The organism is Thioclava sp. DLFJ4-1 (assembly GCF_002020145.1).
In the GTDB taxonomy this organism is placed as follows: Bacteria; Pseudomonadota; Alphaproteobacteria; order Rhodobacterales; family Rhodobacteraceae; genus Thioclava; species Thioclava sediminum.
The window spans coordinates 219044-243355 of record NZ_MPZT01000003.1; the positions used below are offsets into that span (position 1 = coordinate 219044).

Annotated in this window: 32 protein-coding genes and 1 riboswitch; of the genes, 21 read left to right on the forward strand and 11 right to left on the reverse strand. The window is 64.7% G+C overall.

Annotation, left to right across the window (positions count from 1 at the left end):
• The first annotated feature begins 10 nt into the window (after positions 1–10).
• A riboswitch (SAM-SAH riboswitch) is annotated at positions 11–60 on the forward strand.
• A 7-nt stretch (positions 61–67) separates the two neighbouring features.
• Both metK and queF read left to right on the forward strand, forming a co-directional pair.
• Positions 68–1234 (forward strand): methionine adenosyltransferase, encoded by a 1167-nt coding sequence (gene metK, locus BMI85_RS10875; RefSeq protein WP_078601313.1) that lies wholly within the window; start codon positions 68–70, stop codon positions 1232–1234.
• A gap of 322 nt (positions 1235–1556) precedes the next feature.
• A complete protein-coding gene (gene queF / locus BMI85_RS10880; RefSeq protein WP_078601314.1) occupies positions 1557–2018 on the forward strand; it encodes a preQ(1) synthase in 462 nt (153 codons plus the stop codon).
• Positions 2019–2118: 100 nt separating this feature from the next.
• Here the strand turns inward: queF and BMI85_RS10885 are convergent, their stop codons facing one another.
• A complete protein-coding gene (locus tag BMI85_RS10885) occupies positions 2119–2550 on the reverse strand; it encodes a DoxX family protein (protein WP_078540679.1) in 432 nt (143 codons plus the stop codon).
• A gap of 195 nt (positions 2551–2745) precedes the next feature.
• Here BMI85_RS10885 and BMI85_RS10890 point away from each other — a divergent pair, with 195 nt between their 5' ends.
• The 15 genes from BMI85_RS10890 (at position 2746) to BMI85_RS10960 (ending at position 14477) form a co-directional block, all read left to right on the forward strand.
• Positions 2746–3192 (forward strand): DMT family transporter, encoded by a 447-nt coding sequence (locus tag BMI85_RS10890; protein WP_078540681.1) that lies wholly within the window; start codon positions 2746–2748, stop codon positions 3190–3192.
• Between the two features lie 33 nt (positions 3193–3225).
• Positions 3226–3972, forward strand: a complete 747-nt coding sequence (locus BMI85_RS10895) for a tRNA (guanine(46)-N(7))-methyltransferase TrmB (protein ID WP_078601315.1) — start codon at positions 3226–3228, stop codon at positions 3970–3972.
• Between the two features lie 59 nt (positions 3973–4031).
• On the forward strand, positions 4032–5381 hold the full coding sequence (gene aroA, locus BMI85_RS10900) for a 3-phosphoshikimate 1-carboxyvinyltransferase (protein WP_078601316.1): 1350 nt from the start codon (positions 4032–4034) through the stop codon (positions 5379–5381).
• A complete protein-coding gene (locus tag BMI85_RS10905; RefSeq protein WP_078601317.1) occupies positions 5378–5887 on the forward strand; it encodes a hypothetical protein in 510 nt (169 codons plus the stop codon). The genes aroA and BMI85_RS10905 overlap by 4 nt, the downstream gene beginning before the upstream one ends.
• Positions 5884–6492, forward strand: coding sequence for a d(CMP) kinase (locus BMI85_RS10910; protein ID WP_078601318.1), 609 nt, complete (start codon positions 5884–5886; stop codon positions 6490–6492). The genes BMI85_RS10905 and BMI85_RS10910 overlap by 4 nt, the downstream gene beginning before the upstream one ends.
• 9 nt (positions 6493–6501) lie before the next feature.
• Positions 6502–7068 carry a hypothetical protein gene (locus tag BMI85_RS10915; RefSeq protein WP_078601319.1) on the forward strand — a complete coding sequence of 189 codons (567 nt, stop codon included), beginning with the start codon at positions 6502–6504 and terminating at the stop codon, positions 7066–7068.
• Positions 7069–7164: 96 nt separating this feature from the next.
• Positions 7165–7770 carry a glutathione peroxidase gene (locus BMI85_RS10920; RefSeq protein WP_168174779.1) on the forward strand — a complete coding sequence of 202 codons (606 nt, stop codon included), beginning with the start codon at positions 7165–7167 and terminating at the stop codon, positions 7768–7770.
• A 196-nt stretch (positions 7771–7966) separates the two neighbouring features.
• A complete protein-coding gene (gene rpsA, locus BMI85_RS10925) occupies positions 7967–9646 on the forward strand; it encodes a 30S ribosomal protein S1 (protein WP_078520828.1) in 1680 nt (559 codons plus the stop codon).
• 301 nt (positions 9647–9947) lie between these two features.
• The gene (ihfB, locus tag BMI85_RS10930; protein WP_075774953.1) at positions 9948–10235 is read left to right on the forward strand and encodes an integration host factor subunit beta; all 288 of its coding nucleotides are present in this window, start codon (positions 9948–9950) and stop codon (positions 10233–10235) included.
• 6 nt (positions 10236–10241) lie between these two features.
• Positions 10242–10598, forward strand: a complete 357-nt coding sequence (locus BMI85_RS10935) for a LapA family protein (RefSeq protein ID WP_246832543.1) — start codon at positions 10242–10244, stop codon at positions 10596–10598.
• A 1-nt stretch (position 10599) separates the two neighbouring features.
• Positions 10600–11286: a phosphoribosylanthranilate isomerase gene (locus tag BMI85_RS10940; RefSeq protein WP_078601321.1), complete on the forward strand. Its 687-nt coding sequence runs from the start codon at positions 10600–10602 to the stop codon at positions 11284–11286.
• 105 nt (positions 11287–11391) lie between these two features.
• The gene (trpB, locus tag BMI85_RS10945) at positions 11392–12624 is read left to right on the forward strand and encodes a tryptophan synthase subunit beta (RefSeq protein ID WP_078520826.1); all 1233 of its coding nucleotides are present in this window, start codon (positions 11392–11394) and stop codon (positions 12622–12624) included.
• A gap of 139 nt (positions 12625–12763) precedes the next feature.
• Positions 12764–13297, forward strand: coding sequence for a PepSY domain-containing protein (locus tag BMI85_RS10950; protein WP_078540699.1), 534 nt, complete (start codon positions 12764–12766; stop codon positions 13295–13297).
• Positions 13298–13379: 82 nt separating this feature from the next.
• On the forward strand, positions 13380–13889 hold the full coding sequence (locus BMI85_RS10955) for a hypothetical protein (RefSeq protein ID WP_078601322.1): 510 nt from the start codon (positions 13380–13382) through the stop codon (positions 13887–13889).
• A gap of 30 nt (positions 13890–13919) precedes the next feature.
• Complete coding sequence (locus BMI85_RS10960; RefSeq protein WP_078601323.1) at positions 13920–14477, forward strand: LuxR C-terminal-related transcriptional regulator; 558 nt, start codon at positions 13920–13922, stop codon at positions 14475–14477.
• 4 nt (positions 14478–14481) lie between these two features.
• On the opposite strand, the gene BMI85_RS10965 is transcribed toward BMI85_RS10960, so the two are convergent.
• Positions 14482–15375: a LysR family transcriptional regulator gene (locus BMI85_RS10965; RefSeq protein WP_078601324.1), complete on the reverse strand. Its 894-nt coding sequence runs from the start codon at positions 15373–15375 to the stop codon at positions 14482–14484.
• A gap of 127 nt (positions 15376–15502) precedes the next feature.
• On the opposite strand from BMI85_RS10965, the gene BMI85_RS10970 reads away from it, so the two are divergent.
• Complete coding sequence (locus BMI85_RS10970) at positions 15503–15907, forward strand: DoxX family protein (protein WP_078601325.1); 405 nt, start codon at positions 15503–15505, stop codon at positions 15905–15907.
• 12 nt (positions 15908–15919) lie between these two features.
• Positions 15920–16723, forward strand: coding sequence for a VOC family protein (locus BMI85_RS10975; protein WP_078540716.1), 804 nt, complete (start codon positions 15920–15922; stop codon positions 16721–16723).
• A 44-nt stretch (positions 16724–16767) separates the two neighbouring features.
• On the opposite strand, the gene BMI85_RS10980 is transcribed toward BMI85_RS10975, so the two are convergent.
• From BMI85_RS10980 to BMI85_RS10990, 3 genes are all read right to left on the reverse strand, one after another.
• Positions 16768–17832: a 5-(carboxyamino)imidazole ribonucleotide synthase gene (locus tag BMI85_RS10980; RefSeq protein WP_078601326.1), complete on the reverse strand. Its 1065-nt coding sequence runs from the start codon at positions 17830–17832 to the stop codon at positions 16768–16770.
• Positions 17825–18310, reverse strand: coding sequence for a 5-(carboxyamino)imidazole ribonucleotide mutase (purE, locus tag BMI85_RS10985; protein WP_078601327.1), 486 nt, complete (start codon positions 18308–18310; stop codon positions 17825–17827). Before purE ends, BMI85_RS10980 begins: the two co-directional genes overlap by 8 nt.
• A gap of 101 nt (positions 18311–18411) precedes the next feature.
• Positions 18412–18630 carry a DUF465 domain-containing protein gene (locus tag BMI85_RS10990; protein ID WP_078520817.1) on the reverse strand — a complete coding sequence of 73 codons (219 nt, stop codon included), beginning with the start codon at positions 18628–18630 and terminating at the stop codon, positions 18412–18414.
• Between the two features lie 232 nt (positions 18631–18862).
• Between BMI85_RS10990 and BMI85_RS10995 the strand changes: the two genes are divergently transcribed.
• Together BMI85_RS10995 and BMI85_RS11000 are read left to right on the forward strand one after the other, a co-directional pair.
• Positions 18863–19273: an Hsp20 family protein gene (locus tag BMI85_RS10995; protein WP_078540722.1), complete on the forward strand. Its 411-nt coding sequence runs from the start codon at positions 18863–18865 to the stop codon at positions 19271–19273.
• Between the two features lie 23 nt (positions 19274–19296).
• Complete coding sequence (locus BMI85_RS11000) at positions 19297–19524, forward strand: DUF1150 family protein (RefSeq protein WP_078520815.1); 228 nt, start codon at positions 19297–19299, stop codon at positions 19522–19524.
• A gap of 33 nt (positions 19525–19557) precedes the next feature.
• Here BMI85_RS11000 and BMI85_RS11005 read toward each other — a convergent pair whose 3' ends face one another.
• The 6 genes from BMI85_RS11005 to BMI85_RS11030 form a co-directional block, all read right to left on the reverse strand.
• Positions 19558–19995 (reverse strand): paraquat-inducible protein A, encoded by a 438-nt coding sequence (locus BMI85_RS11005; protein ID WP_078520814.1) that lies wholly within the window; start codon positions 19993–19995, stop codon positions 19558–19560.
• 36 nt (positions 19996–20031) lie between these two features.
• Entirely contained in the window at positions 20032–20805 is a 774-nt protein-coding gene (locus tag BMI85_RS11010; protein ID WP_244176646.1) for a DNA repair protein, read from the reverse strand.
• A 127-nt stretch (positions 20806–20932) separates the two neighbouring features.
• On the reverse strand, positions 20933–21679 hold the full coding sequence (locus BMI85_RS11015) for an ATP-binding cassette domain-containing protein (protein WP_078601328.1): 747 nt from the start codon (positions 21677–21679) through the stop codon (positions 20933–20935).
• Positions 21676–22467, reverse strand: coding sequence for an ABC transporter permease (locus BMI85_RS11020; RefSeq protein WP_078601329.1), 792 nt, complete (start codon positions 22465–22467; stop codon positions 21676–21678). Before BMI85_RS11020 ends, BMI85_RS11015 begins: the two co-directional genes overlap by 4 nt.
• Entirely contained in the window at positions 22464–23513 is a 1050-nt protein-coding gene (alr, locus tag BMI85_RS11025) for an alanine racemase (RefSeq protein ID WP_078601330.1), read from the reverse strand. Before alr ends, BMI85_RS11020 begins: the two co-directional genes overlap by 4 nt.
• Before the next feature lie 69 nt (positions 23514–23582).
• Complete coding sequence (locus tag BMI85_RS11030; RefSeq protein ID WP_210402343.1) at positions 23583–24293, reverse strand: hypothetical protein; 711 nt, start codon at positions 24291–24293, stop codon at positions 23583–23585.
• Between the last annotated feature and the right edge of the window lie 19 nt (positions 24294–24312).

A 24312-nucleotide genomic window follows, 5' to 3' on the forward strand; every position in this document is an offset into this window, starting at 1 on the left:
CTAGAAAGCCGAACCACCCCAACGGCTTCCTGACGGGGTGGGGATATTAACAACGGAGCACCCTTCAATGGCACGCGCGAATTACGTCTTCACCTCCGAATCCGTTTCGGAGGGGCATCCCGATAAGGTCTGTGACCGCATTTCGGATGCCGTTCTCGATACTTTTCTGGCCGCAGAGCCCAACGCGCGGGTCGCTTGCGAAACCTTCGCGACGACCAATCAGGTCGTGGTCGGCGGCGAGGTCGGTCTGGCCGACAAAACGAAACTTGCCGAATATCTCGAAGGCATCGACAAGATCGTGCGCGAATGCGTCAAGGATATCGGCTACGAGCAGGACGAGTTTCACTGGGCGACGCTGAAAGTCGCGAATTTCCTGCACCCGCAATCGGCCCATATCTCGCAGGGCGTCGATAAGGACGGGGCTGGCGATCAGGGGATCATGTTCGGCTTCGCCTCGGACGAGACGCCCGAACTGATGCCCGCACCGATCCATTACTCGCACGCGATCCTGCGCCGTCTCGCCGAGGCACGTAAATCCGGCGCCGAGCCCGAGCTGCGCCCCGACGCGAAATCGCAGCTGTCTGTGCGCTACGAGAATGGCCGCCCCGTCGGCGTGAGCCAGATCGTGCTCTCGACCCAGCACGCGCATGAGCATCAGACCTCGGACGATATCCGCGCCATCGTCGAACCTTACATCCGCGAGACCCTGCCCGAAGGCTGGATCACGCCGGAGACCGAATGGTGGGTGAACCCGACCGGCACCTTCGTGATCGGCGGTCCGGATGGCGATGCGGGCCTCACCGGGCGCAAGATCATCGTGGACACCTATGGCGGCTCGGCCCCGCATGGCGGCGGTGCGTTCTCGGGCAAGGACCCGACCAAGGTGGACCGCTCCGCCGCCTATGCGGCACGCTATCTGGCGAAGAACGTGGTCGCTGCCGGCATGGCGCGCAAATGCGTGATCCAGGTGTCCTACGCGATCGGCGTGGCGAAACCGCTGTCGATCTATGTCGACACGTTCGGCACCGGCGAAGTGCCTGACGAGGTGATCGAAAAGGCCGTGGCGCAGGTGATGGACCTGACGCCGAAAGGCATCCGCGACACGCTCGATCTGTGCAAGCCGATCTACGAGCGCACCGCGGCTTACGGCCATTTCGGTCGCGCGCCCGAGGCCGATGGCGGCTTCTCGTGGGAGAAGACCGATCTGATCGAGGCGCTGAAGAAGTCCGTGTAAGGCGTGCTTTTCTGGAATGTGCGACGGGCAGGGGGAAACCTCTGCCCGTTTGCATTTTGCCGCGTTCGATAATGAGGGGCGCGTCCGACCCTTGGGTGGGCGCTTCCCTCCGCTTTGGCTTGTCGATTTATCTCAGCAGCCCCGAACGACGTGCGAGCCCGCGATGTTCTCGCCAATGCGCCCTCCCATGGGGAGGGTCGGGCGCGGCCCGGGCTAGCCGCCCGGGCCATTCGTTCGATACGGGGCCGCAAGGTTTGATTTGACCTCGGGGCCTGCGTGGCCTTAGTGCCGCGCGAACGCTTCTCGACGGAAAGACCATCCCATGAGCACCGATACCTCCGGCCTGACCCAGCTGGGCCAATCGACCGACCTGCCGCAAACGCCCGACGAGGCCGTGCTGGAGCGCGTGCCGCAGCCGCGCGCGGGCGAGCGCTATCTCGTGCGGTTCACAGCCCCCGAATTCACCTCGCTCTGCCCGCTCACCGGCCAGCCCGATTTCGCGCATATCATGATCGATTACGTCCCGCGCGACTGGCTGGTGGAGAGCAAATCTCTGAAGCTGTTCCTCGGCGCGTTCCGCAATCACGGGGCGTTCCACGAGGATTGCTCGGTGATGATCGGCCAGCGTCTGCGCGATCTGCTGGAGCCCGAATGGCTGCGCATCGGCGCCTATTGGTACCCGCGCGGCGGCATCCCGATCGACGTCTTCTGGCAGAGCGCGCCGAAGCCCGAGGATATGTGGATCCCCGATCAGGGCGTGCCGCCCTATCGCGGCCGCGGCTGAGCTGATCTTGCAATGAAAAAGGCCCCGCATTGGCGGGGCCTTTCGCGTTTTCAGGGAAGGTCGGGCGCTGCCCTTGGCTGGTCGCCTCGGGCGTTGTCGCTTACGCAGTGACCCGGCCGCTGTGCTGGGTGTTTTCGCGGGCATCGAGCGACCATTTGCCCGCGCCCTGCGCCACGATCATCAACATGCCGCCCGCGATCGAGATGTTCTTCATGAAGTTGATCATCTGGCCCTGCGCTTCCATGCCGGTCATGCCGAGGCTCGGGACGTAGTGGAACAGGAAGCCCGAGATGAGGCTGAAGCCCGCGAGCAGGAAAGCCACGATCCGCGTCTTCCAGCCAAGCAGCAATGCGATGCCGCCGCCCAGTTCGGTCAGGATCACGAGCGGCAGAAGCGCGCCGGGCACGCCCATCGCTTCCATGTAGCCTTGGGTCCCGGCATAGCCGGTGATTTTTTGAAAGCCCGCGATGATGAAGATCTGGGCGAGGAGGAGGCGGCCGAGCGGGGCCGCGAGGTCGGTGAGTTTCGTCATGGAATCTATCCTTTGTGTCGTCGTCTGATGGGCCCGAAGGCGATGGCGACAGGATCTACATTGTGCGAAAAAATTTGGAACACTGATAAAATTACAGAATATGCGCAAAAACGAACAGAAATAGCGCTTTGCGATCCACCTTGCGCCCCCAGCCCTTCCGCGCCACTCTCCGCCGAAAACCGGAGGAGAAAGACCATGCCCGACGCCCTGCGCTATGCCGCGATCATGCTTGCTGCCGGGATCGGAATTCCGGTGCTCGCCGCGCTCAACGCCCAGCTCGGCAGCCGCATCGGCTCGCCCGCGGTGGCGGCGGTGGTGCTGTTCTCCGTGGCGCTTCTGGGCGCGGTGCTGGCCGTCGCGGTCACAACGGGGCCTTCGGGCTTCGCGCGCATCCCCGATCAGCCGAAATACCTGTTTCTGGCTGGCGTGCTGATCGCCTTCTACGTGCTCTCGATCACCTTCATCGCGCCGCGTTTCGGGGTCGGCAATGCGGTGTTCTTCGTGCTGCTGGGACAGATGATCTCGGCCGCCGCGATCGACCAGTTCGGCCTGTTCGGGGCACTCGTGCGGCCCATCACCCTGCTGCGCGGGGCGGGGATCGGCTTCATGTGCCTCGGGCTGTTCCTCATTCAGAAGGCTTGAACCTTTCGAGCGACGCGGCTAGAGGCCCCTCCCATGAGCGAGAATGACACCCCCGAACAGCCCTGGCGCAACTTCTACGGTCGCCGCCACGGCAAGACGCTGAACAAGGCGCAGAAGGAATATCTGCGCGAGGACCTTCCGGGCCGTCTGCCCGGTCCCGTCGGTTGGGACGTGAACCCCGACCGCGAGCCGCTCGACATGGAGACGCGGTTCAAGGGCAAGCCGGTCTGGCTCGAAGTGGGCTTCGGCGGGGGCGAGCATCTGGCGCATATGGCGCAGACTTACCCGGATGTGGAGTTCATCGGCTGCGAGCCTTTCGTGAACGGCGTCGCGATGCTGCTGGGCAAGCTGCGCCGCGAGAAAATCCCGAATGTCGCGGTGCATCCCGGCGATGCGCGCGACCTGATGGATGTGCTGCCCGCGGGCTCGATCTCGAAGGCGTTTCTCCTCTATCCCGACCCGTGGCCGAAATCGAAACACCACCGCCGGCGCTTCGTCACGCAGGAGCATCTCGAGCCGCTGCACCGTGCGCTGAAACCGGGATCGGAATTCCGTGTGGCGACCGACATCCCCGATTACGTCCGCCAGACCGTCGAGGAAGTCCCGCAGGCCGGATTCGAGCCTCTGTTCGAGGTGCCCGCCGCTTTCGATTTCGACGATCCGCAGCCCGTTTCGGGCGATTGGGATACGCCGTGGGCGGACTGGCTCTCGACGCGCTACGAGCAGAAAGCGCTGCGCGAAGGCCGCAAGCCGCATTACCTGACCTATCGGCGGATCTGAGCCCTTCCGCCTCCCGCCAGATCGCGCTAACAGGGGCGCGTTGAAATAAGGGAGGCACTATGTCCGGCCACGGCACTCCGATCAAAATGACCTCGCGCAAATGCGGGCCCCTCAAGGGCACGGCGGAGGTTCCCGGCGACAAGTCGATCAGCCACCGTGCGCTGATCCTTGGCGCGCTCTCAGTGGGCGAGACGAAGATCACCGGCCTGCTCGAAGGCGAAGACGTGCTCGACACGGCCAAGGCGATGCGCGCCTTCGGCGCCGAGGTCACGCAGCACGGTCCCGGCAGTTGGTCGGTTCTTGGCGTGGGCGTGGGCGGCTTCGCCGAGCCCGAAGACGTCATCGATTGCGGCAATTCCGGTACTGGCGTGCGCCTGATCATGGGCGCGATGGCGACCTCGCCGATCGTGGCGACCTTCACTGGCGACGGGAGCTTGCGCAAACGCCCTATGGGCCGCGTCACTGATCCGATCCGGCTGTTCGGGGCGCAGGCTTTCGGGCGTCATGGCGGGCGTCTGCCGATGACCATCCTCGGCGCGCCGAGCCCCGCACCTGTGCGCTACGCAACGCCGATGGCCTCGGCGCAGGTGAAATCGGCGGTGCTGCTGGCGGGTCTGAACGCGCCGGGCCAGACCGTCGTGATCGAGAAGACTCCGACCCGCGATCATACCGAACGGATGCTGCGCGGCTTCGGCGCCGAGATCACCACCGAGGTGACCGAGCAGGGCCATGTCATCACGCTGCAGGGCCAGCCCGAACTGAAGGCCCAGGAGGTCGCCGTGCCGCGCGATCCCAGCTCCGCCGCTTTCCCGGTCTGTGCTGCGCTGATCGTGCCGGGCTCCGAGATCGTGGTGCCGGGCGTCAGCCAGAACCCTACCCGCAACGGGATCTTCATCACGCTGCGCGAGATGGGCGCCGATCTGACCTTCGAGAACGAGCGCGAAGAGGGCGGCGAGCCGGTGGCCGATCTGCGCGTGCGCTATTCCAAGCTGCACGGGATCGACGTGCCCGCCGAGCGCGCCTCGGCGCAGATCGACGAATATCCGGTGCTCTCGGTCGTCGCAGCCTTTGCCGAAGGCGTGACCCGGATGCCCGGCGTGCATGAGCTGCGCGTGAAGGAAAGCGACCGGATCGACGCGATGGCGCGCGGGCTGGAAGCCAATGGCATCAAGATCGAGGAAGACGAGGACACGCTGATCGTGCATGGCTGCGGCCCCGAGGGCGTGCCCGGCGGTGGCACGGCCGTGACCCATCTCGACCACCGGATCGCGATGAGCTTCATGGTGCTGGGCATGGCCGCGCAACAGCCGGTCTCCGTCGATGACGGCTCGCCCATTGCCACATCTTTCCCGATCTTCGAGGACCTGATGGCCGGGCTTGGCGCGGAGATCGTCCGGGCGGACCGGTGAGCCGGGCGCAGGTCGCCTTTGTCCTGCTCGCGGCCCTGACGGGGGCGGTCTATCTTGCGATGACGCTCGTTACCTTGCCGCATCTTCGGGATGCGGCGGGCGGTCTGGCGCCGTTCGATTTGCGTCCAGGTGGCTACAGTGCTGCGCAGGCCCGGGCGCTCCTCGATGCGCTCGATGCTCCGGCGCGACAGTATTACCTCTCGGTTCAGCAGCGGCTCGATCTTGTCTTTCCGGCCTTGGAGGCGGTGACGCTGATTGTCGCGTTTCGTGCCCTTGCAAAGGGCTGGCTTGCCGTGGTGTTGTCGATCCTAGCGGCTCTTGGTGCTGTGTTTGACTATCTCGAAAATCATGCCGTTGCCGCATTGTTGCGGTCCGGCACGGTAACGGATGACATGATCGCCTTTGCGAGCAGATGGACGCTTCTGAAGAGCGTCGCAGTCACTTTGAGCCTGACGGCCCTGACGCTATTGATCCTGCGGGCAGTTTATTTGCGGATGAAACGATGAAATTCACAGTCGCCATCGATGGCCCCGCCGCTGCGGGCAAAGGGACGATCAGTCGGGCCGTGGCCGAGCGGTTCGGGCTGGCGCATCTCGATACCGGCGCGCTCTATCGCGCGGTCGGCATGAAATCCGAGACCGAGGGGCTGGAGCCCATCGCGGCGGCCAAGGCGCTTTGTCCCGAAGATCTGGAGCGCGACGATCTGCGCACGATGGAAGCGGGGCAGGCGGCCTCGATCGTGGCCGCGATCCCCGAGGTGCGCGCGGCGCTAGTGGCGTTTCAGCGCGATTTCGCGGCGCGCGAGGGCGGTGCGGTGCTAGATGGCCGCGATATCGGCACGGTGATCTGCCCGCAGGCGGAGGTGAAGCTGTTCGTGACCGCCTCGCCGGAGGTGCGCGCGCATCGGCGCTGGCTGGAACTGGGCGGGGACGAGGCCGATGTGCTGGAACAGGTGCGCGAGCGCGACGCCCGCGACATGGGCCGCGCCGACAGCCCGCTGCGCCCGGCGGTGGATGCGCTGGTGATCGACACCTCCGAGCTGAGCATCGACGAGGCGGTCGCCCGCGCCGCCGATCAGATCGAGGCCCGCCGCGCGGGCGATCTGGACTAGGGGGCGGGGATGCTGCGCTGGGTTCTCCTCTCGCTGGTTCTTGCCTCGCAGGCCACAGCCGAGGGGCGCCCGCAGGGGCTGTTGTGGAGCGAGACCGACCTGCCGCGCACCTTGCCGCTGCAGATCAAATCTGCCCCTGATCGCGATCTCTATATCGTGCTGCGTGATGCCAAGACCGGGCAGGACGTGATGGGCGCCTATGCGCAGGGCGGTGAATTCTTTCGCCTGCTGGTGCCGCCGGGACGGTTCGAAGTGCAGGTGGCGCTCGGGCCTGCGGAGGACTGGCAGGGCGGCGCTGCGCTGTTCGGCCCCGACACTGAACGGCTACGCCTCGACCCGCCGCTCGATTTCGGGGTCACGGGCTACGCGCGGAAGGGCGGGCATCTGATCGATCTGCGCGATCTCGGCGATATCGGGCAGAAAAGCCTCGGAATTTGCCAGCGCCTCGCGCTCGATTTCGACAGCGTGAACACCGCGCCGGAGGCGGTGCGACCCGGCGTAAAGCCCCGTGACCCAATGGAAATACCGGAGTTCCCGGAGCCGAAATACCGTCGCGTCGACCGCATTTGCGATTGAAGAAAAGGGACGCGTGAAATATATCTTCACGAAGTGGTGAACTTTTTTCCCGACTCTCGCGTTGGGTATTGGTGGATGTATTTCGAGGGTGGACCGATGCGCTTGTCCCTGACTTTGGCCTGCATGCTGTCTTGCGTGTCCTTTGCGACTGCTCCGGCACGCGCCGACGGCCCGGCGGCGACGCCCGAACCGATCGCGGTGAAAGCCCGGTCCGCGATGCCGGTGCCGGGGGACCTGTCCTTCGATCTGGTGGAGGGCGAGACGGTCTCGCTCGCCGATTTCCGTGGCAAGGTCGTTCTCGTGGTCAACACCGCCTCGAAATGCGGCTTCGCCCCGCAATTCACCGAGCTGCAGGAAATGTCGGAGACCTATGGCCGCGACGGTTTGGTGATCCTCACGGTGCCGTCGAACGATTTCCGGCAGGAACTCTCCACGGCGGAAGAGGCCAAGCGCTATTGCGCGCTGACCTTCGGGGCCGAATTGCCGATGGCGCAGCTGGCCAAGGTGAAGGGGCCGCAGGCGCATCCGTTCTATCGCTGGATGCGCGAAACCGAGGGGTTCGAGCCGAGCTGGAACTTCAACAAGGTGCTACTGGGCCGCGACGGATCGGTGATCGCGACTTATCCCGCCAGCGCAGAGCCCCTTTCGTCCTGGATGCTGGGCGACGTCAAAGCCGCTCTCGCAACCGCGAGCCGAGGCTGAGCGAGAGGCCGCGCAGCCTGTCTATGACGCAATAAATGCTTGCGATACTAGCTGATCACGCCTATATGGGCGCGGTCTGAGACAGGTTGGGACTCACCCGGCCTGTATGCTATTGCAGCACAGACATTTCAACGAAAGACCGGCGGAGCCAACCGCAAGGCCAGAAAACCGAAGATGAAAAGGAAAATCTGAACGCATGTCGCAAAATGCAACCATGGACGAATTCGAAGCCCTTCTGAACGAGAGCCTCGAAATCGACACCCCGAACGAAGGTTCGGTTGTTAAAGGCAAGGTCATCGCCATCGAGGCGGGCCAGGCCATCATCGATGTCGGCTACAAAATGGAAGGCCGCGTCGAACTCAAAGAATTCGCCAACCCCGGCGAGGCTCCGCAGATCGAAGTCGGCGACGAAGTCGAAGTGTATCTCGACCGTGTCGAGAACGCTCGCGGCGAAGCCGTTATCTCGCGTGAGAAAGCCCGCCGCGAAGAGGCATGGGATCGTCTCGAAGCAGCTTACGCCAAAGAAGAGCGCGTCGAAGGCGCCATCTTCGGTCGCGTCAAAGGCGGCTTCACCGTCGATCTGGGCGGCGCTGTCGCGTTCCTGCCCGGCTCGCAAGTTGACGTGCGCCCGGTGCGCGACGCTGGCCCGCTCATGGGTCTCAAGCAGCCGTTCCAAATCCTCAAGATGGACCGTCGTCGTGGCAACATCGTTGTCTCGCGTCGTGCGATCCTCGAAGAGAGCCGCGCCGAACAGCGCGCCGAAGTCATCGCGAACCTCTCCGAAGGTCAGGTCGTCGATGGTGTGGTCAAGAACATCACCGAATACGGTGCGTTCGTTGATCTGGGCGGCGTCGACGGTCTGCTGCACGTCACCGACATGGCATGGCGCCGCGTGAACCACCCGTCCGAGATCCTGTCGATCGGCGAGACCGTCAAGGTCCAGGTCGTCAAGATCAACAAGGAAACCCACCGCATCTCGCTCGGCATGAAGCAGCTGCAGTCGGATCCGTGGGACTCGGTCGAGTCGAAGTTCGCTCTGGGTTCGGTCCACACCGGCCGCGTGACCAACATCACCGACTACGGCGCGTTCGTCGAGCTGGAGCCGGGTGTCGAAGGTCTCGTGCACGTGTCCGAGATGTCCTGGACCAAGAAGAACGTCCACCCCGGCAAGATCGTTTCGACGAGCCAGGAAGTCGACGTCATGGTCCTCGAGATCGACACCGCGAAGCGCCGCGTCTCGCTTGGCCTCAAGCAGACCATGCGCAACCCGTGGGAAGTCTTCGCAGAGACCCATCCGGTCGGCACCGTCATCGAAGGCGAAGTCAAGAACATCACCGAGTTCGGTCTGTTCGTTGGCCTCGAGAACGACATCGACGGCATGGTGCACCTCTCGGACCTCAGCTGGGAACAGCGTGGCGAGGATGCGATCCAGGACTACCGCAAAGGCGACATGGTCAAGGCCGCTGTCACCGAAGTGGACACCGACAAGGAGCGTATCTCGCTCTCGATCAAGGCGCTCGACGCCGACACGTTCTCCGATGCCGTTGACGGCGTGAAGCGTGGTTCGATCGTGACCGTGACCGTGACCGCGATCGAAGACGGTGGCGTCGAGGTGGAATACAACGGCATGAAGTCGTTCATCCGCCGTTCGGACCTCGCCCGCGATCGTGCCGACCAGCGCCCCGAGCGCTTCCAGGTTGGCGATCACGTCGATGTCCGCGTGACCAACGTCGACTCCAAGACCCGCAAGCTGGGTGTGTCGATCAAGGCGCGTGAGATCGCTGAAGAGAAAGAAGCCGTGGAACAGTACGGTTCGTCGGACTCGGGTGCGTCGCTGGGCGACATCCTGGGTGCCGCGCTCAAGGGCGACCAATAAGAGATCGAGCCGCTTGGCTCAACGAGAGGCCCCGCTGATTGGCGGGGCCTTTTTCGTTCCGCAAAAGCTTGGCGATCTGCGACGACGATTCGCGCAACGGGTGACGCGTGGGCGGGCGAAGCGCTGAATTTCTGCGTTTGCGAAGGCGCTTCCGTCGGCGGCAGACCGCTAGGGGCTCGATTTTACGTGGATTTTCCGGGTCTTTGCTGTTCCGCGTTGCAACGATTGGTCCTATAATTACGAAATGACGCATGTAAGAGCCGGGGGACACCCGGCCAAGCCCGTGGGGGGAGATAACAAGATGATCCGCTCTGAGTTGATCACCAAGATTGCCGAGGAGAATCCGCATCTCTACCAGCGGGATGTCGAAAAAATCGTAAATACGATCTTCGACGAGATCACCGAGGCGCTTGCCTCGGGCGACCGCGTCGAGCTTCGTGGGTTCGGGGCCTTTTCCGTCAAGAAGCGCGACGCGCGCACCGGTCGGAACCCGCGCACCGGCGAGGCGGTTGAGGTCGAGGAAAAACACGTACCCTTCTTCAAGACCGGTAAGCTGCTGCGCGACCGGCTGAACGGGAAAGAGGAATAAGAGCTAATGATTCGAGCGCTTCGGCTGCTGTTTCTCGGTCTGCTCGCCGTGGTCCTGATCGGGCTGGCGCTGGCCAATCGTCAAATCGTCACGCTGCGGGTGCTGCCGCTCGAGGCGGGCAGCTTCCTCGGCTGGGACTGGGCGGTTCAGGTGCCGTTGTTCCTCGTGATCCTCGCGGGCGTTCTGCTGGGTCTGCTGATCGGCTTCGTTTGGGAATGGGCGCGCGAGTCGCGTCTGCGCCGCAATGCCCGCCAGTCGGACCGCAAGGCGCGCAAGCTCGAAGCGGAGGTTCAGACCCTGCGCCACGACAAGACCGGCCCGAAGGACGACGTGCTGGCGCTGCTCGAACAGCCCACGCGCTGAGATGCCGACCGTTGCCATAGACCGCAATGCGCAGGGTCTCGCCCGCGTCAAGATTTGCGGGCTGCGCAAGGCCGAGGATATCGCCGCCGCCGTCGAGGCGGGCGCGCGTTATGTGGGCTTCGTCTTCTTCGCCAAATCCCCGCGCCATCTGGAGATCGCCGAGGCGCGCGCGCTGGCCCAGGAGGTCGAGCCGGGCATCGCCAAGGTTGGTCTGGTGGTGAACCCGAGCGATGAGCTTCTCACCGAGATCACGGATGCCGTGCCGCTCGACATGATCCAGCTTCACGGCTCGGAGACGCCTGAGCGCGTAACGGAAATCCGCGCCAAGTTCGGCCTGCCGGTGATGAAAGCCGTCGGCGTGGCCGATGCCGCCGATCTTCCGAAGATCGCGGAGTATGAGGCGGTGGCCGACCAGATCCTGCTCGACGCCAAACCGCCGAAAGAGGCGGAGCTTCCGGGCGGCAACGGGCTTTCCTTCGACTGGCGGCTGATCGCCGGGCGCACCTGGGAGAAACCGTGGATGCTGGCCGGGGGGCTGACGCCGGAGAACGTGGCGGAGGCGATCCTGCTGACCGGCGCGCGGCAGGTCGATGTCTCCTCGGGCGTGGAGAGCGCGCCGGGCGTCAAGGACCGCGAGAAAATCCGCGCTTTCGTTCATGCTGCCCGTCAGGGAAGTGACGGGGCGTAGCCGGACCCCGCGCAATCGAGTATTTTTGGTCAGATGCCGGGGCGGGGATTTATCTCGCCCCGCTTTGACGCTAGACCGATCCTCACGAATAGCGCGAGGTGTGCCATGGCTGACGATCTGATCAATTCCTTCATGAATGTGCCCGACGAGAACGGGCGGTTCGGCATTTTCGGTGGCCGCTTCGTGTCCGAGACGCTGATGCCGCTGATCCTCTCGCTCGAAGAGGAATACGAGAAGGCCAAGACCGATCCCGATTTCTGGGCGGAGATGGACGACCTCTGGAAGCACTATGTCGGCCGTCCGTCGCCTCTATATTTCGCGCCCCGCATCACCGAAGAGCTGGGCGGCGCGAAGATATATCTCAAGCGCGACGAGCTGAACCACACCGGCGCGCATAAGATCAACAACGTGCTGGGGCAGATCCTGCTGGCGCGGCGCATGGGCAAGACCCGGATCATCGCCGAGACCGGCGCGGGCCAGCATGGTGTTGCCACCGCGACCGTCTGCGCGAAATTCGGCCTCAAATGCGTGGTCTATATGGGCGCCACGGACGTCGAGCGTCAGGCCCCCAACGTCTTCCGGATGCGCCTGCTGGGCGCCGAAGTCGTCCCGGTCAAATCGGGTCGCGGCACGCTGAAGGATGCGATGAACGACGCGCTGCGCGACTGGGTGACCAATGTGCGCGACACGTTCTATTGCATCGGCACGGTGGCCGGGCCGCACCCGTATCCGGCGATGGTCCGCGATTTCCAGTCGATCATCGGCAAGGAAGTGCGCTGGCAGCTTGAAGAGCAGGAAGGCGAGGGCCGTCTGCCCGATACCGTGATCGCGGCGATCGGTGGCGGCTCGAACGCGATGGGCCTGTTCCATCCGTTCCTCGACGACAAATCCGTGCGCATCATCGGGGTCGAGGCTGGCGGTCACGGCGTCGACGAGAAGATGGAACACTGCGCCTCGCTCACCGGCGGGCGTCCGGGCGTGCTGCATGGCAACCGAACCTATTTGCTGCAGGACGAGGATGGGCAGATCCTCGAAGGGCATTCGATTTCGGCGGGGCTCGATTATCCGGGCATCGGTCCCGAGCATAGCTGGCTGCACGACACCGGCCGCGCGGAATATGTGAACATAACCGACAAGGAGGCGCTGGAGGCGTTCCAGTTCTCCTGCCGTCTCGAAGGGATCATCCCCGCGCTCGAGCCCTCGCACGCGCTGGCCCATGTGATGAAGATTGCGCCTGACCTGCCCAAGGACCATATCATCGTGATGAACATGTGCGGGCGCGGCGATAAGGACATTTTCGCGGTCGCGAAGCATCTCGGCTTCGATATGGACGCATAAACTCAGGTTTACGGCGTACAACCTGAGGTTTATTGCTCCTCCATAACCCAATTGGCAATGGACCGGCGGGCGTTGTCCGCTGACCCTTTGCTCCGACGTCGCAGCCCGCGGCGGACAATTGTTCCGGAGGAGATAGAAGATGAAAATGAAATCCACCCTCGCCGCGCTGGCGGCTCTCGCGGTCTCGGCGCATATGGCACAGGCTGAAGTGTCCACGGACGGTATCGCTGCCGATCTGCAGGCCAATGGCTTCACCAATGTCGAGATCAAGGTCGGCCCGACCCAGGTGAAGGCCGAGGGTTACAACCCGAACGGCACCAAGATCGAAGTGGTCTACGACCGCGCCACCGGCAAGATCCAGAAGCAGGAAATGTCGCGGACGCGCGCCGGCTATGACATGACGCAGGGCGTCAGCGTCCGTCAGCAGTCGGAAGATTTCTATGACGGCAGCGACGACGACCATATGGACGATCACGGCGACGACCATTCGGGCAGCGACGATCACATGGATGACAGCCACGACGACGACCACACCACGTCCGATTCCGATCACAGCTCGGATGACGGCGGCTCGCATGAGAGCGGCTCTGACGATGGCGGTTCGCACGACAGTGGCTCCGACGGCGGCGGGTCGCATGACAGCGGCGGCGACGACGGCGGCGACGACGACTGATCCGAACGGACTTGCCCGGTGCCATGTGCGCCGGGCATAATCCTCTGAAATGCCGCGTTCGCGCGCGGGAGGAGTTTTGCCGATGAGACTGCGCAGAGATCTGGCGATAGCCGCGTTGATCGGCGCGCTGAGCGTGCCCGTGGCGCCAGGGCTCGCGCGGGCCGAGACCGCGAGCGAAGCGGTCACCCGGCAGCTCAAATCCTACGGCTACCAGAATATCGATGTGCACCGGACCTTGCTTGGCCGCGTGCGCATCACCGGCACGCGCAAAGGCGTCGAGCGCGAAATCGTTCTCGATCCGCGCAGTGGAGAGATCCTGCGCGACCTGTCGCGCTCCAGCCGCACGCCGATCCTGAACAATAGCCCTCTGGGCGGCACCGCCTCGGGGAGCTATACCGCGACCTCCACCTCCGACCGCACAACGACGACCTCCGATAGCGACTCCTCCGACGACTCCTCGGACGATAGCAGTAGCGCATCGGGCAGCGACGATGGCGGAAGCCATGACAGCAGCGACAGCGACAGTAGCGGTGGCGGCGGCGGCGACAGCGGTGGCGGCGACGATGGCGGCGGGGAAAGCGACGATGATTGACGCCTCGGACCGACCGGCGGGAGCGGCGCTATGACGTCGCGGCTGCGCCGTGCGGTGCTTGTCGGGGCGATCTTGCTGTTTCAGGCGGTCTGCGCGCTGTTCTTCATCTCCGATATCCTGCTGTCGGTCTTCGGGCTCTATCCCGCGCCGATCAGCTGGCAGAACCGCGAAATCCTCGAACTCGGGGCGGCGCTCGGCCTCATTCTGGGGCTCGCGCTTGGCGCCTTCGCCCTGGCAGGTGCGCTGCGAGAGGGGGCACGGGCGAAGGCGCGTCTGCGCCGGGCGACCTCGGCTTTTGAGGAGCTCCTGGAAGAGCGTTTCTCCGACTGGGGCCTCACGGCGGCAGAGCGCGAAGTCGCGCTTTTTGCGATCAAGGGGCTGAGCACGGCGGAAATCGCGGCGCTCCGCGAGACGTCCGAAGGCACCGCCAAGGCGCAAAGCGCCGCGATTTATCGCAAGGCGGGGGTGAACGGGCGCGGCGCGCTTCTGAGCCTTTTCGTCGAGGACATGATGGATCAGCGCGCGGAGGCGGCGCAGCGCGAAGATACGGCGACGAAGCAAAGCGTGACGGCGGTGGCCAAGGGCTGAGCGCTCAGGCCCGGAGGGCGCGCGTATCCTCATAGGCGAAATCGATCAGCGCGCGCAGCTTGCGCGGCAGGCGCGGCCCGTCGAGATAGACCGCATGAAGCGGGATGCGCAGCAGCGTCTCCTCCGGGAAAAGCGAGACCAGCCGCCCCGCCGCGATCTCCGGCTCCAGCACGAAGTCCGGCCCATAGGTGATGCCATGCCCCGCCAGCGCCAATTCGCAGGCGGCGCGCCCGCTATTGACGCGGATCTGCGCCGGAACGGGCAGGGTGGCGATCTCTCCGCCCTCGCGATAGCGCCAATGCGGGATCGCGCTGTGATTGGTGTCGTGGATACAGCGGTGATCGGCCAGATCGGCGATCTGGTCCGGGCGGCCCGCGCGGTCGAGATAGGCGGGCGCGGCCACAACGCGCATCCCGATCTCGCCCAGCTTGCGCGCCCGCAGGGCCTGATCGCGCAGCTGCCCGATCCGAAAGGCGAGGTCGATCCCTTCGGCGGCCAGATCGGTCGCCGCATCCGAGAGCGTCAAGTCGATCACCAGATCGGGGTGGGGGGCTGCGAAGCGCGCGAGCATCTCCGCCAGATAGACCTCGCCGAAAGTGACCGGTGCGGAGATCCGCAGCACGCCCGAAAACCCGCGAGATTGCTCCGACACCGCGCCGAGTAGGTCGTCGAGCCCGTCGAGCACGCTTGGCGCCTCGGCCAGCAGACGCTCGCCCGCGGGGGTCAGCCCGATCCGCCGCGTCGTGCGTTGCAGAAGGCGTGTGCCGAGGCGGTCCTCCAGCTCGGCCACGTATTTCGAGGCGAGCCGATTGGAGATGCCCAGCTGCTCCGCCCCTGCGGTGAAAGAGCCCGCGCGGGCGGTCGCGACAAAGGCGCGGAGTTGTTCGGTGATGTCCATCGCTATTCAGAACAAAATGGTAAAAGTCATTCCTGATAATATCCATTTTATTCGCTAACGGAATGGCTAATTTCCTCGCTGTAACGCGAACACACCGCACAGAGAGTGCGGCTACAGGAGACAGACCATGATCGACACGAAACTCGCCCCCTACGGCATCCTCGTCCTGCGCCTTCTGACCGGCGCTTTGTTCCTCGTCCACGGGCTGACGAAGCTGTTCGTCTTCACCCCGGCCGGCACGATGGGCTTCTTTGAATCGCTGGGCCTGCCCGGCTGGCTCGGCATCCTCACGATGGCGGCAGAAATTCTCGGCGGTATCGCCTTGATCACCGGCATCTATGCGCGGATCGTATCCTTCGGGCTCGGGTTCATCCTGCTCGGCGCGGCCTTCACGGCACACTGGGGCAACGGCTTCGGCTTCTCGAACCAGGGCGGTGGCTGGGAATACCCGGTGATGTGGGCCGTCGTGCAATTCGCGCTCGCGGCTCTGGGTGACGGCCTCTATGCGCTGCGCCCGACCAAACTGAAATGACAGGAGGAGACGATGGCTACCAGTGATGCAAATGTCGAAATCGGCCATGTGACCCTCGTGGTCCATGACCTCCCGGCGGTGGGCGCGTTCTACGAGAGCGTGCTCGGGCTGGAGCGGATCTCGGGCGACGCAACCGAGGCGCGCTACGGCGTCGATGGCAAGGTGCTCGTGATCCTCAAGGCCGACGCATCGGCGCGCAAATCGAGCCGGTCGGAAGCGGGGCTGTTTCACACCGCCTTCCTGCTGCCCGAACGGGCCGATCTGGGCGCGTGGTTGACCCACGCCGCCGAGACCGGCATCCGGCTCGACGGGGCGTCCGATCACCTTGTCAGCGAGGCGGTCTACCTGCACGACCCAGAGGGCAACGGCATCGAGATCTACCGTGACCGCGCCCGCGAAGACTGGCCGCGCAAGGACGGGATGATCGCGATGGTGACCGATCCGATCGACCTGCGCGACGTGATGGCAGAGGCCCGTGGCCCGTGGCGCGGTGCGCCGAAAGGCACGGTGATCGGCCACGTTCACCTTCAGGTGGGCGCGCTCGATCCGGCGGAACCGTTCTATGCCGAGACGCTCGGCGCGGATGTGATGGCCCGCTATCCGGGGGCGAATTTCCACGGGTGGGGCGGCTATCACCACCACCTCGCGACCAATGTCTGGAACAGCCGCGGGGCCAAAGAGCGTCACCAACCCGCGACCGGTCTGGTCGAAGTGGGGCTGAAGGCGGACGCCGAACCGCTCGCCGCCTTCCGCGAGGCCTATGGCGACAGCGTGGCCGACCCGTGGGGCACGCGCTTCACATGGTCCGCGAAGTGATCGAGAGATAAGAGAAAGGCGCCCGCGATGGGCGCCTTTTTCACTTACAGGATGTGGTTCACGTGGCCCATCTTGCGGCCCGGCTTCACCTCGGCCTTGCCGTAGAGATGCACCTGATACCGCGCGAGCTTCGCCAGCCCCGGCACCCGGTCCATATCGTCGCCGATCAGGTTCTCCATCTCGACATCGCAATGGCGCGAGCCGTCGCCCAGCGGCCAGCCAGTCACCGCGCGGATATGCTGCTCGAACTGATCGACCGCGCAGCCTGCCTGCGTCCAGTGGCCGGAATTGTGCACGCGGGGCGCGATCTCGTTTACGATCAACGCGTCGCGGGTGACGAACAGCTCGACCCCCATCACGCCGACATAATCGAGCTTGTTCAGGATCTTGGCCGCCAGCAGAACCGCATCGGTGCGCTGGTTATCGGTGATCGCGGCGGGGACCAGCGTGGTGCGCAGGATGCCGCCCTCATGCTTGTTCTGGCCCGGATCGTAGCAGGAGATCGCGCCATCCTCGGCGCGCGCGCCGATCACGGAGATCTCCTTGAAGAACTCCACGAAGCCTTCGAGGATCGCGGGCGCGCCTTTCATATCCTCCAGCGCGGCGGCGGCCTCTTCGGGCGCGTTGATCACCACCTGACCCTTGCCGTCATAGCCGAACCGGCGGGTTTTCAGGATCGCGGGGCAGCCGATCTCGGCAATTGCCTCCTGCAGGTCCTCGAGATCGTCCACGGCGGCGAAAGGTGCGGTGGCGAGGCCCAGATCGTTGAGGAAGGCTTTCTCGACCAGACGGTCCTGGCTGACGGCCAGCGCCTTGCGGTTCGGGCGGATCGGCTTGAGGCTTTCCAGCAGATCAAGCGCCGAGGTCGGCACGTTCTCGAATTCATAGGTGATGACGTCCACCGCCTCGGCAAAGGCGCGCAGCGCGGCCTCGTCCTCGTAAGGTGCAGTCGTCACCGCATGGGCCACGTCGCCTGCGGGCGGGTTCGCGCCCGGCTCGAAGATATGGGTCTTATAGCCCAGACGCGAGGCCGCGACCGAGAGCATCCGGCCCAGCTGACCGCCGCCGAGGATGCCGATCACCGATCCATAGGGCAGGGGCTCACTCATCTTCCGGCTCCTCTTTGATCGAGGCCGAGAGCTTCTCGCGCCAGTCGTCGAGCCGCTTCGCCAGATCCGCATCCGACACCGCGAGGATGCCAGCCGCCATCAGACCGGCATTGGCCGCCCCCGCAGCCCCGATCGCCATGGTCGCGACCGGAAAGCCCTTGGGCATCTGCACGATGGAATAGAGGCTGTCGACGCCCGAGAGCGCCCGGGTCTGCACCGGCACGCCGATCACCGGCACGCGGGTTTTTGACGCCATCATGCCGGGCAGGTGCGCGGCACCGCCAGCGCCTGCGATGATGACGTGCAGCCCACGGTCCACCGCGGTCTTGCCATAGGACCAGAGCCTGTCGGGAGTGCGATGCGCCGAGACGATCTTCGCCTCGTATTCCACACCGAGTTCGTCGAGAATTTCCGCCGCCTCTTTCATCGTGGACCAGTCGGACTGGCTGCCCATGATGATTCCCACTTTCACGCTCATGACGCCCCCTTTGCAGATGGAGCGCGCACTATAGGAATCTGTGCCGTCGCGGCAAGCCCCGGAGGCATGCAGGCGCCGATCGGATTGGTCGGAGGTCAGGTTCAGGCGATGATGTCGGGGGTGAGCTGGTCTTCGATCCGCGCGATCTCGTCCTTCAGAGCCAGCTTTTGCTTTTTCAGCCGCACAAGGCGCAGCTGATCGGAATGCACCGCCTGCGTGAGCGCCAGGATCGCCTCGTCCAGATCGCGGTGTTCGCGGCGCAGCACTTCCAGTTTTACCCGCAGCACTTCTTCATGATCCATCTCGAGATGGGCGTTCATATCCGTATCGTCCGGTTCTGGTTGCGCAAAAGATCATCCGCCCGACTCGGCCAAGGCGGTCAGGTGGGAGGGTCAATATAACAGGTTTCGAACGGGTTAGGAGAAAATTTGCCGTCAGCGTAAATGGTCGGCGGGGTCTTGCAGGGGGCTTCCACGCCGCCCATATTTGACCAGTGGGCTGCCGAAGATCGGGGCCCGAACTTGCAACGTCGCTTGATCAAGGGCTTGCCGAATGACGAAACTGAGTTTTGGCGCACATCCCTACCTGCTGGGCTTCGACCAGCTGGAACGGTTGGTGGAACGCACCGCCAAGGGATCGGATGCCTATCCGCCGTATAACATCGAACAACGCGGCGAGGATGCGTTCCGCATCACGCTCGCAGTGGCAGGCTTCCGCGAGGAAGACCTCGCGATCACGCTCGAAGACCGGGCGCTCGTGATCCGCGGCCGTCAAAGCGAAGAGGACAGCGAACGCCTGTTCCTACATCGCGGGATCGCCGCACGGGCCTTTCAGCGCAGCTTCGTGCTCGCAGAAGGGGTCGAGGTCGCAGCCGCGACGATCGAGAACGGTCTACTACATGTCGATCTGAACCGGGCCCCGCCCGAGACGATCGTGCAGACCATCCCGATCGAGCGGAAATGAACAGGCAGGAAAGGAAACGCGCAATGAATACGGAATATGATTTCGGCGATAATGCCGAGCATCCCATCGTCTATGTCCGCGAAGTCGCGGTCGTCGATCTGCCCGAGGAAATCCGGGCCGAGCTGGACGATGTCGATCACCTCTATGCGGTGCATGACAGCGATGGCGAACGGCTCGCGCTGGTGAAGGACCGCAAGCTGGCCTTCTCGCTGGCCCGGCAGAACGATCTGGACCCGGTCTCGGTCCATTGATCGGCTGAAAGGACGCGAAAGGCGCCCGGGGGATCACCCTCGCGGCGCCTTTTTCATTTCCAGATGCGAGATCGCGAAAGAGGCCGCGACGCATCCGGTAAACAGGTACAGCCCCCAGGCCGTCTCGAGCCGCCCGACGCCCACGCCCTTCGCCACCACGATATAGATCGCGATCAGGAAGATGTCGGCCATCGCCAGCTTGCCGAGGATATTGAGCGCGGGCAGCAGGCGCGGCGCGGCCAGATCGAACTGGATCAGCGCGACGCCGATCACCTTCAGATAGGGGGCAAAGAGCGCGAGGAAGCTGACGAGCAGGGCGAGGAACACATCGGTCCGCCACAACGTCTGCAACCCACTGAGCACCGAAATCTCCTCCAGCCCGAAGAAGGGCAACAGCCCCGCGCGCAGAAGCGGCGCGGCCCAGGCGAGGGGGAAGAGAAGCAAGAGCGCGAGATTGGCGTATTTCAGCATCGGCCGGCGCTCACCCCTAGGGGCGCTCAGGCCCCGTTACGACTTGGATTCTTTCTTCGCGATCGGCACCACATTGGGCTGCGGGCCGTCTTCGATTTCGTAGCCCAGCAGCGGCAGGATGTCACGCAGGTCGCGCTCCAGCAGGCTGAACTCGGCACTGACCTCGCGCTCTTCAGTCTCCACATCGGTCAGCCATTCGCGCAGCTCCGAGCAGGTCCGGCGGGCGACAGAAATCTGATCGCTCAGAGTCTCGGCCTCTTGCTGGCGCTGTTCGAGGAAGGCGCGGGCGCGTTTGACTTTCTCGGCGGAATAGACCTCAGCGAGATCGCGCGATTGCAGGCTCATCTGTGCGGCCAGTTCCAGAAGTTCCGGCTCCAGCCCGCCCAGATCGGGATGCTGGCGCAGATGGGTGATACGCTCGCGCACCGCGTCGAATTCGCCCGAGAGCGCGAAGACGCCCGCGCGATCGGAATCGTGGGCGCTACGATAGGCGCGGGCCACGTCATCCATGCCGACATGGAAGCGGCGGTGGCTGCCTTCGAGCTTGGATACGCGCGAGCAGGAGGGCAGATAAAGCAAGAGGATCAGCGCCAGCAAGGCCGCGCCCACCTGCAGCCAGACACCGAAATCGGGCAGGGCGGTTTCGCCGAATTGCGCCTCTAGGCTGAGCCACGGCATCAAGCCGAGCGAGGCGGCTGCGACCGCGCCGATGGCGGCGAGTGCGGTGACTGCGACAGTGACGGTGAGTGTTTGGCCAATTGCCGCGTTGAAACGGTCTAGATTGGCGCTTCCTACCTGTTCGGTTTGCATGATGTGACCTCCCCCCGGTTCCCATATTGAAGATAGCGGCCAGTTCCGGTCCGAGATTGAGTCTCGTTGGCGGATCAAGCACTTGGGGAGAATGCGCGGAAATTCGCTTGGTTCCGCAGCCGGTGTGTTAACGAAGCGTTTCGATCGGTCCTTCGGCGCGCCCGTGGATGAATTGCTGGACGTAAGGGTCTGAAGTTTCGTCCATTTCCGCGATCGGACCTTCCCAGCGAATTTTGCCCGCATGAAGCATCGCAACGCGGTCGGCAATCGCGCGGACCGAGGACATGTCATGGGTGATCGTCATCGCGGTCGCGCCCATCTCGGTGACGATCTCGCGGATCAGCTCGTTGATGACGCCCGCCATGATCGGGTCGAGCCCGGTCGTGGGTTCGTCGAAGAAGATGATCTCGGGCTCCGCGGCAATGGCGCGGGCTAGCCCCACGCGTTTCTGCATCCCGCCCGACAGCTCCGCTGGGTAAAGGTCCGCCACATCCGGCGAGAGACCCACGCGGCGCAGCTTCTCCACCGCGATCTCGCGCGCCTCCGCCTTGGGCCGTTTCAGCGCGCCGCGCAGCAGGCGGAAGGCCACGTTCTCCCAGACCGAGAAGCTGTCGAACAGCGCGCCACCCTGAAACAGCATCCCGAAGCGGGCGAGGAACGCATCGCGCTCGCCCTCATGCACGTCGACCCCGTCGAGGGTGATCTTGCCGCCATCGGGTTCGATCAGCCCGAGGATGCATTTCAGCAGCACCGATTTGCCGGTGCCCGAGCCGCCGATGATGACGGTGGATTGGCCGGTCGGCACGATCAGATCGACGCCACGCAGGACGTGTTTCGATCCGAAACTCCGGGTTATGGCGTCGAGGGTGATCATGCCGAGAAGAACGCCTCCGTCAGCACGTAATTCGCGGCGAGGATCGCGACCGAGGCGGCGACCACCGCCGATTTCGTGGCCCGGCCCACGCCCTGCGCGCCGCGGCCCGAATTCATCCCGTGATAGCAGCCCATCGTCGCCACGATGAAGCCGAAGGCCGCGCCCTTCACGAGGCCCGATCCCACGTCCCAGAATTCGAGGAAATCCCATGTGTTCTTGAGATAGGTGGCCGAGTTGAAGCCGAGGCGGTTCACGCCGACCATCCAGCCGCCCATGATGCCGATCACGTCGCCCACGCCGACCAGCATCGGCACGCAAAGCGTCGCGGCCAGCACGCGCGGCACGGTGAGATATTTCATCGGGTTGGTCGAGAGCGTGGTGAGCGCGTCGATCTGCTCGGTCACTTTCATCGTGCCGATCTCGGCCGCGATGGAGGAGGCCACCCGCGCGGCCACCATCAAACCGCCGAGGACCGGGCCGAGCTCGCGCACCATGCCGATCGCGGTGATCGAGGGCACGACCTGCTCGGCCGAGAAGCGCGCGCCGCCCGCGTAGATCTGCAGTGCCAGCGCAGCGCCGGTGAACAGCGCGGTCATTCCCACGACTGGCAGCGACAGCCAGCCGATATTCAGGCACGCAAGCCAGAATTCGCGCAGGTAGAAGGGCGGGCGGAGCAGGTGGCTCAGCGTCTCGCCCACAAAGAACGACAGCCGCCCCGTCGCCGCCATCAGCGCGAGCGTGGCCCGCCCCAGCGCGGCCAGCGGTCGGCTGAGCGCCGCTGCATTCATGCGGTGGGCTCCGCGTAATTCCGGGCATAGCGGGGGCCGAGCGAGGTCAGGATCTCATAGCCGATCGTGCCCGCCAGATCCGCGAGCGTATCGACGCCCTGATGCGGCCCCAGCAGATCGAGCGTGTCGGGCACCGTGTCGAGATCGGTCACATCCACCGTCAGCAGGTCCATCGAGACGCGGCCCCGCAGCGGACAGGGCGTGTCGTCTGCGTAAAGCGCGGTGATGTTCGACAGCACGCGGTGGATCCCGTCGGCATAGCCCGCCGAGAGGGTCGCGATCTTCGTCTCGCGCTCTGCGGTCCAGGTGTTGCCGTAGCCCACGGTTTCGCCGGGCTGGACCACACGGGTCTGGATCACCGGCAGCGACAGGGTCGCGACATGGCGCGCGTCGTCAAAGGGGCGCCCGCCGTAGAGGCCAATGCCGGGTCGCGTCACGTCGAAATGGTAATCCGGGCCCAACAGGATGCCGCCCGTCGCCGAGAGCGAGCGGCTCAGCCCCATCCCGTCAGTCATCCGTTTGAACTCGGCCAGCTGCTTGGCGTTCATCGGGTGATCGGGCTCGTCGGAACAGGCGAGGTGGCTCATCACCAGCTCGATTCCGCGCTCCATCAGCTGCGGGGCGGTGGCCTGCCACTCGGCCGCCTCCATCCCGAGCCGGTTCATCCCGGTGTCGAGCTGCACGCCCACGGGGCTCTCGGGGATCGCCTGCAGATGCCGCTGCGCCTGTTCGGCGGAGTTTAGCATCGGGATCAGCCGCGCGTCGCGCAGGAAACCCGCATCGCCCGCCATATGACCGCCGAGGATGAAAATCCGCGCGTCCTCGCCCAGATGCGGGCGCAGCCGCGCGCCTTCCTCGGCCAGCGCGACGAAGAAGTCCCGCGCACCCGCCTGATACAAAGCCGGGGCAACGCGCCCTGCGCCCAAGCCGTAGCTGTCGGCTTTCACCACGGCCGCGGTGCGCGTCGCCGCGCCCGATTGCGCATCGAGAGCGCGCCAATTGCTGACCACTGCGTCGAGGTCGATATGAAGATTTGCCTGTGCCATGGCCCCTTTTTCTGCGCACACGGCCTCAGGTCAAGGGCAATCCGCGCAAGCCGCGTGCATGGCTGCGTTTCAGGGAAAGCTGCGCCCGTCTTCCAGCCGCGCAAGGATGGCCTCGGGCCCGCCCTGATGCGCCTCCCAGATCAGCACGGCGCAGGCGGCCTCGGCATAAAGCCCGTTGTCGCGCCCGGCCTGCGGCGCCCAGTCGAAAGGCGAGCTAGGCAGGTCGGCGCGCGGCAGCGCCTGACAGCGCTCGATACCCGAGCCCTGCCCGAGATAGCGCGGATCGTTCGAGACCAGCACCGAGAGCCCCTCGTCGAACCACGCGGGCATCCGACCGCGCACCTGACCCAACACGCCCAGCCGGGCATGGGTCTCGGTATGGGTCAGCTCATGAGCGAGGATCGTCTCGGTCAGCCCGCGCGGGGCCACGCGCACGACCGCCCAAGCCCCGAGCGAATAGGTCACCGCCGCCGCACCCCGTCCGCCAAGGCGGCGGTCGCAGGCGTCGCTCGTGCAGGCGAGAATGCGGGTATGGGCTTCGCGCGTCGGGTAGAAATGGGCGACCGTATCGCGCGCCGCATCGACCGTCTCGACCAGATCGCGCCGCTCTGCGCGGCTCATCTCATGTTCGACGAAAATGCCCGGCGCGGCCCGGTCCATCCCGAAACAGCGCGGGCACAGCCCCGCCGCCAGTACCGGGTAGAACCACAACAGCGCGAGCAGACCCAAAAGCCCACCCGCCAGAAGTGCCAATACTGAGACCCGGATCACGCGCCACATGCTGCCAAGATGGCGCAAG

Excerpts from the sequence above, each read along its gene's own strand:
- metK (WP_078601313.1), top strand. The coding sequence starts at position 68 with ATGGCACGCGCGAATTACGTCTTCACCTCCGAATCCGTTTCGGAGGGG.
- queF (WP_078601314.1), top strand. The coding sequence starts at position 1,557 with ATGAGCACCGATACCTCCGGCCTGACCCAGCTGGGCCAATCGACCGAC.
- BMI85_RS10885 (WP_078540679.1), bottom strand. The coding sequence starts at position 2,550 with ATGACGAAACTCACCGACCTCGCGGCCCCGCTCGGCCGCCTCCTCCTC.
- BMI85_RS10890 (WP_078540681.1), top strand. The coding sequence starts at position 2,746 with ATGCCCGACGCCCTGCGCTATGCCGCGATCATGCTTGCTGCCGGGATC.
- BMI85_RS10895 (WP_078601315.1), top strand. The coding sequence starts at position 3,226 with ATGAGCGAGAATGACACCCCCGAACAGCCCTGGCGCAACTTCTACGGT.
- aroA (WP_078601316.1), top strand. The coding sequence starts at position 4,032 with ATGTCCGGCCACGGCACTCCGATCAAAATGACCTCGCGCAAATGCGGG.
- BMI85_RS10910 (WP_078601318.1), top strand. The coding sequence starts at position 5,884 with ATGAAATTCACAGTCGCCATCGATGGCCCCGCCGCTGCGGGCAAAGGG.
- BMI85_RS10915 (WP_078601319.1), top strand. The coding sequence starts at position 6,502 with ATGCTGCGCTGGGTTCTCCTCTCGCTGGTTCTTGCCTCGCAGGCCACA.
- BMI85_RS10920 (WP_168174779.1), top strand. The coding sequence starts at position 7,165 with ATGCGCTTGTCCCTGACTTTGGCCTGCATGCTGTCTTGCGTGTCCTTT.
- rpsA (WP_078520828.1), top strand. The coding sequence starts at position 7,967 with ATGTCGCAAAATGCAACCATGGACGAATTCGAAGCCCTTCTGAACGAG.
- ihfB (WP_075774953.1), top strand. The coding sequence starts at position 9,948 with ATGATCCGCTCTGAGTTGATCACCAAGATTGCCGAGGAGAATCCGCAT.
- BMI85_RS10935 (WP_246832543.1), top strand. The coding sequence starts at position 10,242 with ATGATTCGAGCGCTTCGGCTGCTGTTTCTCGGTCTGCTCGCCGTGGTC.
- BMI85_RS10940 (WP_078601321.1), top strand. The coding sequence starts at position 10,600 with ATGCCGACCGTTGCCATAGACCGCAATGCGCAGGGTCTCGCCCGCGTC.
- trpB (WP_078520826.1), top strand. The coding sequence starts at position 11,392 with ATGGCTGACGATCTGATCAATTCCTTCATGAATGTGCCCGACGAGAAC.
- BMI85_RS10950 (WP_078540699.1), top strand. The coding sequence starts at position 12,764 with ATGAAAATGAAATCCACCCTCGCCGCGCTGGCGGCTCTCGCGGTCTCG.
- BMI85_RS10955 (WP_078601322.1), top strand. The coding sequence starts at position 13,380 with ATGAGACTGCGCAGAGATCTGGCGATAGCCGCGTTGATCGGCGCGCTG.
- BMI85_RS10960 (WP_078601323.1), top strand. The coding sequence starts at position 13,920 with ATGACGTCGCGGCTGCGCCGTGCGGTGCTTGTCGGGGCGATCTTGCTG.
- BMI85_RS10965 (WP_078601324.1), bottom strand. The coding sequence starts at position 15,375 with ATGGACATCACCGAACAACTCCGCGCCTTTGTCGCGACCGCCCGCGCG.
- BMI85_RS10970 (WP_078601325.1), top strand. The coding sequence starts at position 15,503 with ATGATCGACACGAAACTCGCCCCCTACGGCATCCTCGTCCTGCGCCTT.
- BMI85_RS10975 (WP_078540716.1), top strand. The coding sequence starts at position 15,920 with ATGGCTACCAGTGATGCAAATGTCGAAATCGGCCATGTGACCCTCGTG.
- BMI85_RS10980 (WP_078601326.1), bottom strand. The coding sequence starts at position 17,832 with ATGAGTGAGCCCCTGCCCTATGGATCGGTGATCGGCATCCTCGGCGGC.
- purE (WP_078601327.1), bottom strand. The coding sequence starts at position 18,310 with ATGAGCGTGAAAGTGGGAATCATCATGGGCAGCCAGTCCGACTGGTCC.
- BMI85_RS10990 (WP_078520817.1), bottom strand. The coding sequence starts at position 18,630 with ATGAACGCCCATCTCGAGATGGATCATGAAGAAGTGCTGCGGGTAAAA.
- BMI85_RS10995 (WP_078540722.1), top strand. The coding sequence starts at position 18,863 with ATGACGAAACTGAGTTTTGGCGCACATCCCTACCTGCTGGGCTTCGAC.
- BMI85_RS11000 (WP_078520815.1), top strand. The coding sequence starts at position 19,297 with ATGAATACGGAATATGATTTCGGCGATAATGCCGAGCATCCCATCGTC.
- BMI85_RS11005 (WP_078520814.1), bottom strand. The coding sequence starts at position 19,995 with ATGCTGAAATACGCCAATCTCGCGCTCTTGCTTCTCTTCCCCCTCGCC.
- BMI85_RS11010 (WP_244176646.1), bottom strand. The coding sequence starts at position 20,805 with ATGCAAACCGAACAGGTAGGAAGCGCCAATCTAGACCGTTTCAACGCG.
- BMI85_RS11015 (WP_078601328.1), bottom strand. The coding sequence starts at position 21,679 with ATGATCACCCTCGACGCCATAACCCGGAGTTTCGGATCGAAACACGTC.
- BMI85_RS11020 (WP_078601329.1), bottom strand. The coding sequence starts at position 22,467 with ATGAATGCAGCGGCGCTCAGCCGACCGCTGGCCGCGCTGGGGCGGGCC.
- alr (WP_078601330.1), bottom strand. The coding sequence starts at position 23,513 with ATGGCACAGGCAAATCTTCATATCGACCTCGACGCAGTGGTCAGCAAT.
- BMI85_RS11030 (WP_210402343.1), bottom strand. The coding sequence starts at position 24,293 with ATGTGGCGCGTGATCCGGGTCTCAGTATTGGCACTTCTGGCGGGTGGG.